The organism is Conexibacter stalactiti (assembly GCF_033542075.1).
Taxonomy (GTDB): domain Bacteria; phylum Actinomycetota; class Thermoleophilia; order Solirubrobacterales; family Solirubrobacteraceae; genus Conexibacter; species Conexibacter stalactiti.
On sequence record NZ_JAWSTH010000086.1, the window covers coordinates 1 to 12751 of the forward strand.

Here is a 12751-nt window from a genome sequence, read left to right on the forward strand (position 1 = left end):
GGCGTCGCCGGCGCCGGTCGTGTCGACCGCGCGCACGGCCGGCGCGGGGATCCGCACCGGCGCGGCGTCGCGCTCGTGGAGCTCGGCGCCCTCCGCCCCGCGCGTCACGACGACCGCGCCGGCGCCGCGCGCCAGCAGCTCGGCCGGCGTCGCGCCGAGCTGCGTCAGCTCGTGCTCGTTGGGCACGATCACCGCCCCCGGCGGGAGAAGCGCGTCGCCGAGCACGCGCGCCGGCGCCGGGTCGAGCACGAAGCGCAGCCCGTGCGCCGACGCCGCCGCGGCGGCCGCCTCGACCGCCTCAGCGGGGATCTCGAGGTTGCTCAGCACGACGGCCCCCGGCAGCGCCAGCGCCGCGACCGCCGCCTCCACGCGCGCGGCGTCGAGCCGACCGTTCGCCTCGGCCGCGATCACGATCGCGTTCTCGCCGGCGTCGTCGACGATCACGACCGCGCGACCGGTGCCGACCTGCGGCAGGACCGCGAGGCGGCCGATGCCGACGCCGGCCGCCAGCAGCTGCTCGCATGCGCGCGCGCCGGCGTCGTCGTCGCCGACGCAGCCGACGAACTGCGTCTCGGCGCCGAGCCGGGCGGCGGCGCAGGCGGCGTTTGCGCCCTTGCCGCCGGGCAGCAGCGCCAGCGACTCGCTCGCCGCGACCGTCTCCCCCGGCGCCGGGATCGGCGCCCGCACGACGAGGTCCTCGTTGACCGAGCCGACCACGATCACGCGTGTCACCGTGACATCACCCCTTCAGCCCCGAGGCCGTCAGCCCGTCGATGAACTTGCGCTGCAGCCCGATGAACAGCACCAGCACGGGCAGCACGATGATCAGCGCCGCGGCGCTCGTCAGCGTCCAGTCGCGCGTGAAGCTCTGCGTGAAGGCGAGATAGCTCGTCACGACCGGCATCTTCGTGTCGTCCTGCAGGAAGGTGATCGCGAAGAAGAACTCGTTCCACGCGAACAGGCCGACGACGAGCGCGACGGTCGTCAGACCGGGCCGCGCGAGCGGGAGCACGACGTCGCGCAGCACGCGCAGCTCGCCGGCGCCGTCGATCCGCGCCGCGTCCTCGAAGTCGCGCGGCAGCCCGACGAAGTACGAGCGCAGCAGCAGCGTCGCCAGCGGCGAGTAGAGCGCCCAGTAGATCACCACGAGCCCGAAGCGGCTGTCGTAGAGGCCGAGGTTGGTCCAGAGGAAGAACAGCGGCACGAGGAACAGCTGCGCGGGGATCGCCGTGGCGACCAGCAGGTACGCCGTCACGGCGCCGCCGCCGCGGATCTCCAGGCGGGTCAGCGCGTAGGCGGCGAGGCCGGCGATCACGCAGACGCCGATCACGGTGCCGGCGGTGATCAGCGCGCTGTTGAGCATCGTCTGCCCGAGGTTGCCCTGGTCGAAGGCGTCGACGAAGTTCTGCAAGCGCACGCTCGAGGGCGGGCCGATCGCGTCGGTGGCCGCCTCTCTGCGCGTCTTGAGCGCGTTGAAGACGAGCACGACGAGCGGCCCGATCGCGAACACCAGCAGCGCCGTCAGCACGGCGTAGACCGGAGTCGAGCGGTAGTTCCTCATACGCGCCACCCGAGCTTTCGCGCGATTCCGTAGAAGGCCATCACGACGAACGCGACGACGCTCAGCGTCAGCCCCATCGCCGCCGCGTACCCGGCCTCGTTGTACTCGAACACGTTCTTGTAGAGCAGCGTCGCGGCCGTCTCGGTCGCGCCGGCCGGCCCGCCCTCGGTGATGATGTAGACGTAGTCGAAGGTCAGGAACGACCAGATCGTCACGAGCACGACGGCGAACACGAGCGTCGGGCGGATCCCGGGCAGCGTGATGTCGCGGAACTCGCGCCACAGCCCGGCGCCGTCGACGCGCGCGGCCTCGTACAGCTCGCGGTCGATCGACTGCATCGAGGCGAGGAACAGCACCAGCAGGAAGCCCCAGAAGTGCCAGATGTCGACGAACGCGACCGCCGGCAGCGCCAGCGACGGGTCGCCGAAGAACGACGTCCCCTCCAGCCCCGGGATCCCCAGCGCGCTGCCGATCCCGGCCTGCGGGTCGAGCAGGTTCTCCCAGATCGAGGCGCTGACGACGCTGGCGATCACGTACGGGACGAAGAAGGCGACGCGGAACAGCAGCCGGAAGCGCGTCACGCGCGAGAGCAGGAAGGCGCCGGCCAGCGCCATCGCCATCGGAACGGTCAGGAAGATCGCCGTCCACTGCAGGTTGTGCAGCAGGCCGGAGCGGAAGGCCGGGTCCTCCAGCAGGCGCGTGTAGTTGTCGAGGCCGATCCAGTTGGCCTCGCCGATCCCGCTCCAGTCGGTGAACGAGTAGTAGAGCGCGGCGATCGACGGCCCGATGATCACGAGCACGTTGACGACGAGCAGCGGCGCCAGGAACAGCCAGCCGAGCCGGCGACGGGCGCGCAGGTGCGCGCTCGTCCCCCGGCGCCGGACCGCGACGGCCATCGCTCAGCTCGCCTGCGGCGGGATCGGCGGAACGTCCTTGCGCGCCAGCTCCGAGCGGAACAGGCGGTCGAGCCCGGACAGGTAGTCGGCCGGCTTCAGCGAGCCGATCAGCACCTTCTCGATCTCCTCCGACAGGTAGGCGTTCGACTTCGGCGGCATGAACGTCCAGGTCGAGTAGCCGAACGTGCCCCTGCCGGTCGAGGCGCCGAACTCGACGTAGAAGCGCTCGACCTTCGGGTCAGTGCCGGCGGGGAAGTCGGCGGCGGTCAGCTTCAGCGGCGTCGGCTGCATCTCGGCGGCCGCGACACCTTCCGCGATCCGTCTCGGGTCGTTGAACTGCCAGTCGATGTAGGCGGCCGCCGCGCCGGCCGCCTGCGCCTTCGCGTTGACCGACCAGGTGCCGCCGGAGCCGAGCGCGAACATGTCGTCCGGCACGCCGTCGCGCAGCGACGGCAGCGGCGACCAGTCGTATCTCGCCTCGCCGTCGAAGAAGGCGCTCATGTTCGCGAACGCCCACGTCCCTTCGAGGTTCATCGCGTATCTGCCTCTCGCCATGCCGGCGTAGAGCGGGTCGAAACGGTTGGAGAAGAACTGCTCGACGCCGCCGCCGAACCAGCCTCTTCTGAACCAGTCCGCCATCAGCACGATCGACTCCTCGAACAGCGGGTCGGTCCATCTGCGCTCGCCGGTCAGCGCCTCCTGCATCGCCTCCGGGCCGGCGCAGTTGTTGAAGAAGGCGGTCACGAACCACTCGGTCGCGCCCTTCCACTCGGCGTTGCCGGCGGCGAACGGGACGATCCCCTGGCCCATCGCGTCGGTCGCGATCGCCTCGACCTCGGCACGCGTTCTCGGCGCCGACCAGCCCTTCTCCGCGAACAGCGTCTCGTTGCGGAAGAGGACCATCGACTCGTACGACATCGGCAGCGAGTAGAGCTTGCCGTCCAGGCGCCCGGCCTCCAGCGCCCACGGCAGGATCTTCTCGCCCCAGCCGTACTTCTCCGCGTACTCGTCGAGCGCGACGATGCTGCCGGCGCGGGCGTAGGCGGCGGCCGGCGCGGGGCCGTCGGAGACGACGACATCGGGGCCCTTGCCGGCCTGCAGCGCCGTCTGCGTGACGCGGCCGATCGTGTCGAGCGGCTTCTGCGAGGTCTCCAGCGTGATGTTCGGGTTCGCCGCCGAGAAGGCGTCGAAGTCGTATCTCTGCTGGTACGCCTTCTGCTTCGCGTTGGTGACCGTGTACCAGTAGGTCACGTCGCCGCTGGCCGGCTCGACGGCGGCGACGGTCGCCGCCTTGCCGCCGCTGCCGCCGGAGCTGCCGCACGCGGCCAGCAGGCTGCCCGCGGCGGTCATGCCGAGCAGGCCGGCGCCGCCGCGCACGAGCGCCTCGCGCCGCGTCATGTTCGATGAACCCATGCTCTCTCTCCTCCGTGTGCAGGGTCAGTCGCCGGCAGCGCCGGCGGTGGCGGCCGCGGGGGCCGTGCGCTGCCTGGCGAGCGCGGCGGTGCGCTGCGCCAGCTCCGAGATCCGCGATCCGTCGCAGTTGAAGATCGCGCTGCGAATCGTGTCGTTCAGCGGTGCGACCCAACGCTCCGGCAGCGCCGTGCTGCCGTGCATCGCACCGAAGACCGAGCCGGCTGTCGCGCCGTTGCAGTCGGTGTCCCAGCCGGCCTGGACCGCGAGCCCGATCGTGCGCGTGAAGTCGCCGTCGCCCCACAGCAGCGCCGCCGCGACGACGGCCGCGTTCTGGATCGTGTGGACGAAGCTGAGCGCGCCGTAGCGGACCTCCAGCTCGTCACGCGCGACCTCCCAATCGAGTCCGCGCGCGTGCAGCTCGTCGACGAAGCGCAGCGCCTCCGCCAGCCGCGAGCGCGGCGGCACGAGCGCGCAGGCGACGTCGAGCGCGTCGCGCATCGTCGCGGCGGTGAAGGCGGCGGCGATCAGGCCGGCCGCCCACTGCTCGCCGTAGATGCCGTTGGCGACATGCGAGAGCGCGGCGTCGCGGTAGGCCATCTCGGCCGCGGCGACGGGATCGCCGGGGGCGACGTAGCCGAACACGTCGGCGCGGATCTGCGCGCCGATCCACTCGCGGTAGGGGTTGCGGACGGTCGCCGTCTCCGGCGCCGCGATCCCATGCAGGAGGTTGCGGTAGGCGGCCCGTTCGGCGGTGTAGATCTGCAGGAACGGCAGCCGCTCCAGCCACAGCTCGCCGACCTGCGCGGGCGTGAAGTCGAAGCCGTGCGTCTCCAGCACCATCAGCCCGAGGATCGTGTAGTCGGTGTCGTCGTCGCGGGCGGAGGCGACGATGTTGCCGCGCGTCGCGGTGCTCCACGAGTCGTACGTCTCGAAGCCGCCCGGCAGCGGCTCCTCGCGCGGGACGTAGTCGGTCAGCGGGTAGGCGCCGGTGCGCTCCAGGTACGCGCGAATCGGCGCGCGGTCGATCCCCTCCAGCGGCTTGCCGAGGACGCAGCCGGCGCAGCGGCCGAGCCATGCCGCGGTGATGCGGTCGAGCAGCTGCGCGTCGCTCAGCTCCAGCGGCGGCAGCGCGGGCAGCTCGGCGCGCGCGGCGACGATCTCCTCCGCCGCCGACGGCTCCTCGTAGGGCCAGCCGTCGACCATGGGCGTCCGCTCCAGCGCGTCGAGCAGCGCGGAGAGCCGCAGCGCGTCGGCGCCGTCGCGCAGCGCCGTCTCGACCTCGCCTTCGAGCGATGAGACGTCGCTGCCGCTCTCGCGGCGCTGGACCAGCTCGTCGGCGAGCAGGTCACGCAGATCCAGTACGTCGTGCACTTCAGCTCCTTCTGGTGGTCGACTGCCGCTCGACGAGCGAGCAGGGCAGCAGGCAGTGCGCCGGGTCTCCGGCGCGCTGACCGGCGAGACGGGCGAGGACGAGCCGTCCCGCCTTCTCGCCCATCGCGTAAGCGGGGTTGCGGACGGTCGTCAGCGACGGCGTCAGGCGCGCGGCGGCGTCGACGTCGTCGAAGCCGACGATCGAGAGGTTTTCCGGGACGCGCAGGCCGCGCGCGGTCGCGACGGAGAGCGCGCCGATCGCCATCAGGTCGTTGGCGCAGAAGACGGCGGTCGGCGGATCGGGCTGCTCCAGCAGCTGCTCGAGCGCCTGGGCGCCGCCGTCCTGGGTCCAGTCGCCGGCGACGACGAGCGCGTCGTCGAGCGCGACGCCGGCGTCGGCGAGGCCGGCGCGGAAGCCCTTCTCGCGTTCGACGCCGGTGCGGGCGGTGCCGGCGATCAGCGCGATCCGGCGGTGGCCCAGCTCGGTCAGATGGTGGGCGACCTGACGGGCGCCGCCGGCGTCGTCGACCTCGACGACGTCGACCTCGGGATGGTCGAGCGCCGGACCGAGCGAGACCATCCAGACGCCGCGGCCGAGCGTCGCCTCGACGTCGGCCGGCGTCAGCCCGAACGGCGCGATCACGACGCCGTCGACCTGGCGCTGCACGAGGTCGGCGACCAGCTCGCGCTCCAGCTCGCTGTCCTGGTCCGTGTTGCAGATGAAGATGTGGTAATTCGCCTCGGCGAGCGCGTCCTGCAGGCCGCGCGCGAGCATCGGATAGAAGGGGTTCGTGATGTCGGGGATCACGAGCGCGACGGTCTGCGTGCGGCGGGTCCGGAGGCTGGCCGCGACCGGGTTGGGCCGGTAGCCGAGCGCCGCGGCCGTCGCGCGCACCTTCTCGACCGTCGCCGAGGAGACCGGCCGGTTGCCGCTGAGCGCGTGCGAAACCGTCGTGGCGCTGACGCCGGCCGCACGGGCGACATCGGCGATCGTGATTTCGGGCTTCTCCTCCAAAGCGATTTGCACGCTACGCGCAAATGGGTTTGTATGTCAAGGACACGTCGCCGGGAATCGCGGTGACGAAGACTGGAGAAGAGATGTCCGCCATCACCCTCGAACAGGTCGCGAAGTCCTATCCCGGCGCGGATCGACTGGCTTTGCAAGCGACCGACATCGCCATACCCGACGGGCAGTTCGCCGTCCTCGTCGGGCCGTCGGGCTGCGGCAAGTCGACGCTGCTGCGGATCGTCGCGGGGCTCGAGGAGCCCGACGCCGGCACGGTGCGGATCGGCGACCGTGACGTCACCGACCTCGCCCCGCGTGACCGCGACATCGCGATGGTCTTCCAGAACTACGCGCTCTACCCGCACATGTCCGTGCGCCAGAACATGGGCTACGGGCTGAAGGTCCGCGGCAGCGAGAAGGCCGACGTGCGGCGGCGCGTCGAGGAGGCGGCCGCGCTGCTCGACCTCGCCGACCTGCTCGACCGCAGACCGTCGCAGCTCTCGGGCGGCCAGCGCCAGCGCGTCGCGATGGGCCGCGCGATCGTGCGCCAGCCGTCGGCCTTCCTGATGGACGAGCCGCTCTCCAACCTCGACGCGAAGCTGCGCCTGACGATGCGCGCCGAGCTGGCGCGACTGCACGGCGAGCTGGCGACGACGACGATCTACGTCACGCACGACCAGGTCGAGGCGATGACGCTGGGCGAGCGCGTGATCGTGATGCGCGACGGCTCGGTGCAGCAGGAGGGCACGCCGGAGGACCTCTACGAGCGCCCGCGCAACCTCTTCGTCGCCGGCTTCATCGGCTCGCCGCCGATGAACCTGCTCGCGCTCGAACGCGACGGCGCGACGCTGCGCGGGCCGTCTGTGACGATCGAGCTGGACGCGGCGCAGCAGGCCGCGCTCGGCGGGCGCGAGCAGGTCGTCGCCGGCATCCGGCCGGAGCACCTGCAGCCGCTCTCCCCTGATGCCGCCATCATCGGCTCTCAGATCGGCGCGACGATCGCCGCGGTCGAGCGGCTCGGCGCCGTCGACGACCTGCTGCTGAGCGGCGACCTGCCGGCCCACCGCGCCAGCTCGCGCGACACCGCCACCGCCGTCGTCGCGCGCGTCTCCGCCCCATCCGGCGCTCAGCCGGGCAGTGCCGTGCGCCTGCGCGTCGACACCGCCCGACTGCACCTGTTCGACCCGGAGACGGGCCTCGCGCTCACAGCTCGAACGTCGCCTCTGTCGCAGCCCGAACCTGCTCGACGGTGACGCCGGGCAGCGTCTCGACCAGCCGCATCGGTGCCGCGCCGCGGCCGGGGAAGTCGAAGACGGCGAGGTCGGTGATCAGGCGGTCGACGACGCGCCGGCCGGTCAGCGGCAGCGTGCACGCCTGCTTGACCTTCGAGGCGCCGCTGCGGTCGCGGTGCTCCATGATCACGATCGTGCGCTTGGCGCCCTGGACGAGGTCCATCGCGCCGCCCATCCCCTTCACGAGCTTGCCGGGAACGGTCCAGTTGGCGAGGTCGCCGGCGGCGGAGACCTCCATCCCGCCGAGGATCGCAAGGTCGACGTGGCCGCCGCGGATCATCGCGAACGACTCCGCCGAGTCGAAGTACGAGGCGCCGGCGACGGCGGTGACCGTCTCCTTGCCGGCGTTGATCAGGTCGGCGTCGACCTCCTCCTCGGCCGGGTAGGGGCCGATCCCGAGCAGGCCGTTCTCCGACTGCAGCAGCACGCCGGCTCTGCCGAAGCCGGCGTCCGCGAGGCGCGTCGGCAGGCCGATCCCGAGGTTGACGACCATCCCGTCGGCGATCTCCAGCGCCGCGCGCTGGACGATCCGCTCGCGCGCGGCGCTCATGCCGCCACCTCTGCCGCGCGCGCCGCGACCGTGACCGTCCGCCGCTCGATCCGCTTCTCGGCGGCGCTCGCTTCGAAGATCCGCTGGACGAAGACGCCCGGCGTGTGGATCTGGTCGCCGTCCAGCTCGCCGACCTCGACCAGCTCCTCGACCTCGGCGATCGTGACGCGGCCGGCCATCGCCACGAGCGGGTTGAAGTTGCGCGCCGTGCGGCGGTAGACGAGGTTGCCGAGCGCGTCGCCCTTCCACGCGCGCACGAGCGCCACGTCGGCGACGATCGCGTGCTCCAGCAGGTGCTCGCGGCCGCCGAAGTCGCGCGTCTCCTTGCCGTCGGCGATCGGGGTGCCGGCGCCGGCGGGCGTGTAGACGGCGGGGATGCCGGCGCCGCCGGCGCGCAGCCGCTCGGCGAGCGTCCCCTGCGGGATCAGCTCGACCGCCAGCTCGCCCGACAGCAGCTGCTGCTCGAAGCGCTTGTTCTCGCCGACGTAGGAGGCGATCATCGTGTCGATCTGGCGGTTCTCCAGCAGCAGTCCGAGGCCGAAGTCGTCGACGCCGCAGTTGTTGCTGACGACCGTCAGGCCGCGCACGCCGCCGTCGCGCAGCGCGGCGATCGCGTCCTGCGGGATCCCGCACAGCCCGAAGCCGCCGACCGCGACCGTCGCGCCGTCGGCGACGTCGCGCAGCGCCTCGGCGGCCGAGGCCGCCACCTTCGTCGTTCCCATCTCGCTTCTCCTCGTCCGCTCTGGGCGCGCCCAGCGTCGAGCACCGCGATCAAGAAGTCCAAGACGCAGTCACTCTCAAACTCATAAGCTTTGTCGATGGAACTACGGCAGCTGCGCTACCTCGTCGCACTCGCCGACGAGCGCCACTTCACGCGCGCGGCCGCACGCTGCCACGTCGCGCAGCCGGCGCTCTCGCAGCAGATCGGCAAGCTCGAACGGGAGCTGGGGCTGGCGCTGTTCGACCGCACGACGCGCAGCGTCACGCTGACCGAGGCCGGCGCGCTGCTGTGCGTCCGCGCCCGCCGCGTGCTGGCGGAGCTGGACGACGCCGCGGAGGAGCTGCAGCAGCTCAGCGGTCTGCTCGCGGGGCGCGTGACGATCGGGCTGACGACGACGCCCGGTCCGCTGCACCTGCCGCGGCTGATCGCCGGCTTCCACGCGCGCCACCCGCAGGTCGAGCTGGTCGTGCGCGAGGGGCTCAGCGCCGTGCTCGCCGAGCAGCTGCGCAGCGACGCGCTCGACCTCGCCTTCCTCTCGCTCGTCGCGCCCGACGACGTGCGCGGGCTGGAGCTGACCGAGTTCGCGCGCGAGCCGCTCGTCGTCGCGCTGCCGCCCGCGCACCGGCTCGCCGGCCGCCGCCGGCTGACGATCGCCGACCTGCGTGACGAGGAGCTGGTCGCCTTCCCCGCCGGCGCGACGATCCGCGACGCCGTCCGCCGCGCCGCGCTCGACGCCGGCTTCGAGCCGCGCGTCGCCTTCGAGACGAGCGAGGTCGCCCGCGCGCGGGCGTTCGTCGCCGAGGGGCTCGGCGTCGCCGTCCTCCCCCGCTCCGACGCCGCCGCGCCCGGACCGCCGATCCACGTCGCCGAACTGCGCGCCCCGCAGCTCGTCCACCGCATCTCGATCGCGCGCCGCGGCGGCAAGCGCCACGCGCCGGCCGCCCGCGCGCTGCTGGAGCTGGCGCAGGCGGCGGCGAGACCGCGCGCGGCTTGAGGCGTCGCCGACCGCGTCACCCGCTTCCCTCAGGCCGCCTGCGAGCGCGAGCGCGTACCCACAACGTTGACAGTCAGAAAACAAGAGTATAGGTTGGATTGACTCGTCTTACGCCACGCGACAACTCGCAAGGAGGACAATCGCACGCGGGCGCGACGTTCGATCGTTATCTACTGAACAACCGGAGGTTTCACATGTTCACCAGGTGGATCCATGCCCTGCTTGTCGGGATCCTCGCCACGGTCGCCATGGGAGCGGCAGTCAGTTCTGCCACTGCAACCAGACTCTCGATCTCACCAACAAGCGCCTCAGCAAGCGGCGTCCTTTCCCTGGGCTTCTCGGGAATTACAACGACATGCAACATCACCCTTGCCATCCTAACCCCGAACTCCATCGCCAAGACAGTGGGAACGCCGATAGGATCGATCCTACTAACCGGCGTTGGAAGAACGATATTGAGTGGATGCAGCGCGGCCTTCAGAACGGTGACCGTCCTAAACGGAGTCGTTCTCAGCTACACCTCGTTCAGCGGAACACTACCGAACATAAGCAGCATAACGACCGACGTTCGGACCAACGGTCCAGGTTTCCTAATCTTGTACGCCGCCGGGCCAGCGTGCCTATACAACAGATTTGGTCTCCGCGTCGTGTTGAACCGCAATGTTGCTACTGGTTCAATCACCTCTCTCACCATCTCTACGCCCGGAACACTCGCCACCATAGTCCTAAATCCACCCGGATTGAATTGCTTCACCGGCCTCAAACTTGCGGGCATCCTGACAGTCCAAGCGCCGCAACCAAGAGTGACACTAATATAGCCAGCTCGCTCTGTAGCCATTGATGAGCGGGGCGTCGTTGCGAGCGCCCCGCTCAGCAGGCGATCCACTCGCTGCGGAGCGTCATCTGCTCCAGCGCCTCCGGCACGACCTCGACGCCGAGGCCGGGGCCGGTCGGGACGGCGACGTGGCCCTCCTCCAGCACGAACGGCGCCGTGATGTCCTGCGCGTAGTAGCGGTCGGAGGCGGAGGTGTCGCCGGGCAGCACGAAGCCGGGCAGCGCGGCGAGCGCGACGTTCGCCGCCCGCCCGAGGCCGCTCTCCAGCATCCCGCCGCACCAGACGGCGACGCCGTGGGCGCGGCAGACGTCGTGGATCCGGCGGGCCTCCAGGTAGCCGCCGACGCGGCCGGGCTTGATGTTGACGATCGAGCAGGCGCCGAGCGCGATCGCGTCGGCCGCCGCCTTGGAGCTGACGATCGACTCGTCGAGGCAGATCGGCGTCGCGACCCGCCGTGCCAGCTCGGCGTGCTCGGTCAGGTCCTCCTCGCCGAGCGGCTGCTCGATCAGCAGCAGCTCGAACGGGTCCAGCCGCGCCAGCAGCGGCGCGTCGGCGAGCGTGTACGCGGTGTTGGCGTCGACCTGCAGCAGCAGCGCGTCGCCGAACCGCTCGCGCACCGCGCGCACCGGCTCGACGTCCCAGCCCGGCTTGATCTTCAGCTTGATCCGCAGGTAGCCCTCGGCGACGTAGCCGGTGACGGCGTCGAGCAGCGCGTCGATGCTCGGCTGGATCCCGACCGAGACGCCGGCCGGGACGGCGTCGCGCTCGGCGCCCAGGTAGGTGCCGAACGAGAGCCCGGCAGTCCGCAGCTCGGCGTCGAGCACCGCCATCTCCAGCGCGGCCTTCGCCATCCGGTGGCCCTTGACCGGCTCCAGCAGCGCGGCGACGCGGGTCGCGCTCAGGGCGTCCGCGCCGTCGCCCCCGCGCGCCGACGCCTTCGCCAGCGCCGGCAGCATGAAGTCGCGCAGCACCAGCTCGGTCGCCGCGTTGAACTCCGACGAGTACAGCGGCGCGGCGCCGGCGACGCACTCGCCCCAGCCCTCGACGCCATCTGCTGTGCGCAGCCGCACGAGGATCAGCTCGCGCACCGTCTGCACGCCGAACGACGTCTCGAACGGCGAGCGCAGCGGCATCGCGACCGTGCGCAGCTCGAACCCTTCGACCTTCACAGACCCTCACCTCGACTCACGACGTAGAACCCGTCCTTGGATGCGCCGGTGACCGTCCAGCCGTCGCCCATCAGCCCGCCGAGCACCTCGCGCACCGCCAGCCGCCAGCGCAGCGCGGTCGCGGGATCGGCGTGGCGCAGCGCCTCGACGTCGGCCGGCACGCGCACGAGCCGCACCGACGCGGCGTCCGGCGCGTCCGCGTCCGAAGCGGGCGCGGTCACGACCGGCTGGCCGCCGACCTCGTCGAGCGCGACCCGCGCCCCGTCGGCCACGAGCGCGGCGGCATCGAGGTCGGGGGCGCGCCCGGCGCACAGCTCGACCACGCGCGCGTCGAGCAGGCGCCACGTGACCGCGAGCCGGTCGGTCGCCTGCCCGGCGTTGATCGCGTCGTCCATCGTGCCGTAGAAGTCGACGAGGTACTTCGTCGGCAGCGCGCCGAGCTTGCCGGCGTTGAAGTAGGCGTTGCGGCGCACGAGCGGATCGTAGGTCCACATCACCGTCGTCAGGCCGTGCTCCAGCGCCCACGCGCGCTGGTCGAGCTTCAGCGCGCGCCCGACGTGGCGGCCGGGAACGGCGCCGCTGACGCCGGTGATGTGCGAGTGCAGCGAGCCGGGCGGGTCGATCCCGAGGAAGGCGAGGCTGACGCCGACCGCGCGCCCGCCGTCCCACGCCAGCGTGCAGTAGTTGCCGCCGTGCGTCAGCGCGCGCAGGATCCCCTGCGTCACCGGCGGGTCGCCGGCGCGCGGGTTCCAGATCTCGTCGATCACCTGCCGCACCAGCTCGACATCGGGCAGCTCGTGGACCTGCGTGATCGTGACCCCCGAGCGCTCGGCCGCGGCGGTCGCTGCGGCGCGTGCGGCGGCGACCGCGGCGGGGCTGACGGACTCCTCGGGCCGCAGCGATCCCGTGCTGTTCATCTCGGTACCTCGGTGACGCGCGCGAA

13 protein-coding genes are annotated in these 12751 nt (G+C 71.7%); 3 read left to right on the plus strand and 10 right to left on the minus strand.

Going from position 1 to position 12751, the window contains the following annotated elements; translation table 11 throughout:
• The 6 genes from R7226_RS23800 to R7226_RS23825 all read right to left on the minus strand — a co-directional run.
• On the minus strand, positions 1-732 hold a 732-nt coding region (locus R7226_RS23800), incomplete at its 3' end, for a PfkB family carbohydrate kinase (protein ID WP_318599854.1).
• Between the two features lie 7 nt (positions 733-739).
• Positions 740-1561 carry a carbohydrate ABC transporter permease gene (locus R7226_RS23805; protein WP_318599855.1) on the minus strand — a complete coding sequence of 274 codons (822 nt, stop codon included), beginning with the start codon at positions 1559-1561 and terminating at the stop codon, positions 740-742.
• Positions 1558-2457 carry a carbohydrate ABC transporter permease gene (locus tag R7226_RS23810; protein ID WP_318599856.1) on the minus strand — a complete coding sequence of 300 codons (900 nt, stop codon included), beginning with the start codon at positions 2455-2457 and terminating at the stop codon, positions 1558-1560. Before R7226_RS23810 ends, R7226_RS23805 begins: the two co-directional genes overlap by 4 nt.
• A 3-nt stretch (positions 2458-2460) precedes the next feature.
• Positions 2461-3870, minus strand: a complete 1410-nt coding sequence (locus R7226_RS23815) for an ABC transporter substrate-binding protein (RefSeq protein ID WP_318599857.1) — start codon at positions 3868-3870, stop codon at positions 2461-2463.
• A 24-nt stretch (positions 3871-3894) separates the two neighbouring features.
• Positions 3895-5241: an ADP-ribosylglycohydrolase family protein gene (locus tag R7226_RS23820; protein ID WP_318599858.1), complete on the minus strand. Its 1347-nt coding sequence runs from the start codon at positions 5239-5241 to the stop codon at positions 3895-3897.
• Between the two features lies 1 nt (position 5242).
• On the minus strand, positions 5243-6256 hold the full coding sequence (locus R7226_RS23825) for a LacI family DNA-binding transcriptional regulator (protein WP_318599859.1): 1014 nt from the start codon (positions 6254-6256) through the stop codon (positions 5243-5245).
• Between the two features lie 83 nt (positions 6257-6339).
• On the opposite strand from R7226_RS23825, the gene R7226_RS23830 reads away from it, so the two are divergent.
• Entirely contained in the window at positions 6340-7500 is a 1161-nt protein-coding gene (locus tag R7226_RS23830) for an ABC transporter ATP-binding protein (protein ID WP_318599860.1), read from the plus strand.
• On the opposite strand, the gene R7226_RS23835 is transcribed toward R7226_RS23830, so the two are convergent.
• Positions 7451-8089 carry a 3-oxoacid CoA-transferase subunit B gene (locus R7226_RS23835; RefSeq protein WP_318599861.1) on the minus strand — a complete coding sequence of 213 codons (639 nt, stop codon included), beginning with the start codon at positions 8087-8089 and terminating at the stop codon, positions 7451-7453. The genes R7226_RS23830 and R7226_RS23835 overlap by 50 nt on opposite strands.
• Entirely contained in the window at positions 8086-8811 is a 726-nt protein-coding gene (locus R7226_RS23840) for a CoA transferase subunit A (RefSeq protein ID WP_318599862.1), read from the minus strand. The genes R7226_RS23835 and R7226_RS23840 overlap by 4 nt, the downstream gene beginning before the upstream one ends.
• Positions 8812-8907: 96 nt before the next feature.
• Between R7226_RS23840 and R7226_RS23845 the strand changes: the two genes are divergently transcribed.
• Together R7226_RS23845 and R7226_RS23850 are read left to right on the plus strand one after the other, a co-directional pair.
• Positions 8908-9804, plus strand: coding sequence for a LysR family transcriptional regulator (locus R7226_RS23845; RefSeq protein ID WP_318599863.1), 897 nt, complete (start codon positions 8908-8910; stop codon positions 9802-9804).
• Positions 9805-9998: 194 nt separating this feature from the next.
• On the plus strand, positions 9999-10622 hold the full coding sequence (locus R7226_RS23850) for a hypothetical protein (RefSeq protein WP_318599864.1): 624 nt from the start codon (positions 9999-10001) through the stop codon (positions 10620-10622).
• 52 nt (positions 10623-10674) lie between these two features.
• Here R7226_RS23850 and menC read toward each other — a convergent pair whose 3' ends face one another.
• Both menC and R7226_RS23860 read right to left on the minus strand, forming a co-directional pair.
• The gene (menC, locus tag R7226_RS23855) at positions 10675-11808 is read right to left on the minus strand and encodes an o-succinylbenzoate synthase (RefSeq protein ID WP_318599865.1); all 1134 of its coding nucleotides are present in this window, start codon (positions 11806-11808) and stop codon (positions 10675-10677) included.
• On the minus strand, positions 11805-12725 hold the full coding sequence (locus R7226_RS23860; protein WP_318599866.1) for a hypothetical protein: 921 nt from the start codon (positions 12723-12725) through the stop codon (positions 11805-11807). Before R7226_RS23860 ends, menC begins: the two co-directional genes overlap by 4 nt.
• Between the last annotated feature and the right edge of the window lie 26 nt (positions 12726-12751).